Origin of the sequence: Dietzia sp. UBA5065, from assembly GCA_002415925.1 — a bacterium.
Taxonomy (GTDB): domain Bacteria; phylum Actinomycetota; class Actinomycetes; order Mycobacteriales; family Mycobacteriaceae; genus Dietzia.
This window is the reverse complement of the sequence record DIAZ01000130.1, coordinates 1-1,710: the sequence shown is the minus strand read 5'-3', so window position 1 is coordinate 1,710 and position 1,710 is coordinate 1. Positions and strand designations below refer to the sequence as shown.

Here is a 1,710-nt window from a genome sequence, read left to right as displayed (position 1 = left end):
GAACCCGAGTTCGAGGTCGCCGATGATGTCGTCGATGGCCTCGATGCCCACGGAGAGGCGGATGGTCGCGCTCGTGACGCCCGCGATCGCGTTGGCCTCCGGGGTTCCCTGCGAATGGGTGGTGGTGAAGGGGTGGCACACGAGCGAGCGGACGTCGCCGATGTTGACCAGGCAGGAGTGCAGCTTGAGCGCGTCGATGAACTTCCACGCCTGGGCCTTGATGTCCTCCTCCGACGCGCCCTCCGCCGCGGCGAGGTCGAACGTCACGATCGCGCCGGCGCCCTTGGGGGACAGCGTCTTCTGCAGCGCGTTGTAAGGCGAGGAGGCCAGGCCGGCGTACTGGACCTTGGCCACGTCCGCGCGGGCCTCCAGCCATTCGGCGACCGCCTGGGCGTTGGCCACGTGGCGCTCGACCCGCAGGCTCAGCGTGTCGATGCCCTGCGCGAGCGTCCACGCGTTGAACGGCGACGCCGCGGCGCCCGTGTCCCGCAGGAGGGTGACGCGGGCCTTGAGGGCGAGCGCGGGCGCCCCGAGGTCGGCGTAGACCAGGCCGTGGTACGCGGGGTCGGGGGTGGTGAAGGACGGGAAGACGTCCTCGCCGTCGCGCTGCACGCGCCAGTCGAACCTGCCGCCGTCGACCAGGACGCCGCCCAGGGAGGACCCGTGGCCGCCGAGGTACTTGGTGGCGGAGGACACCACCACGTCGGCACCCAGCTCGAGCGGACGGATGAGGTACGGGGTGGCCACCGTGTTGTCCACCACGAGCGGCACCTGGTTGGCGTGGGCGACCTCGGCGATGGCCGGGATGTCCAGGATGTCGTTGAGCGGGTTGGAGATGGACTCCGCGTAGAACAGCTTGGTGTTGGGCCGGACCGCGGCCTGCCAGGAGGCGGGATCGTCCGGGTTCTCCACGAAGGTGGTCTCGATGCCGTACTTGGGCAGGGTGTGCCGGAGGAGGGTGTCGGTACCGCCGTAGAGGCGGGGGGAGGCCACCACGTGGCCGCCCGACTGGGCGATCGCCTGGATGGCGGCGGTCTCCGCCGCCTGCCCCGACGCGAACAGCAGGCCGGCGACGCCGCCCTCGAGGGAGGCGATGCGGTCCTCGACCGCCGCGACCGTCGGGTTGGTGATACGGGTGTAGATGGGGCCCATCTCGGCGAGGGCGAACCTCGCGGCGGCCTGCTCGGCGTCGGCGAAGACGAACGAGGTGGTCTGGTAGATCGGCAGGTTGCGGGCGCCGGTATCGGAGTCGATGGGCTGCCCCGCGTGGATCTGGCGGGTCTCGAAGGCCCAGTCTGCGTTGCTGTTGTCGTACGTCATAGGGGCGGAGCCCCTCCTCTCGTCAGAAGGGTCCGGCCGCATCACGACAGCGGACCCGCGCTTGCCTGGTCACCCGGACGGGTGTCGGCCAGGTCGTCTCCCGGGGCACCCCACCGCGGTGGAGGGTTGCCGTCCAGCAAGCCGGGGCTTGATGCTGGAACTCATGACCTGGGGAGAGGTTAGCCTAAGTCCTCGGGCCGCTGCAACGAGGGGTGTCGGGGCGCAGCGGCCTCGTCCGGGCCGCCCGTGTCAGTAAGATGAGACCCACGTCACGATGCGCTGCCGACAACGCCGACCCGACGAGGGTGCGCGCGGGAAGAGGGTCCGATGTCGAAGATCAAGGTCGAGGGGACCGTCGTCGAGCTCGACGGCGACGAGATGACCCGCATC

General features: G+C 70.4%; 1 protein-coding gene and 1 riboswitch. The gene reads right to left on the bottom strand.

Features of this window, described 5'->3' with window-relative positions:
- Positions 1-1,320: O-acetylhomoserine aminocarboxypropyltransferase/cysteine synthase family protein (locus B4M60_RS10210; protein ID WP_291083189.1), on the bottom strand; the 1,320-nt coding region annotated here is incomplete at its 3' end.
- A gap of 52 nt (positions 1,321-1,372) precedes the next feature.
- Positions 1,373-1,489: riboswitch (SAM riboswitch) on the bottom strand.
- Between the last annotated feature and the right edge of the window lie 221 nt (positions 1,490-1,710).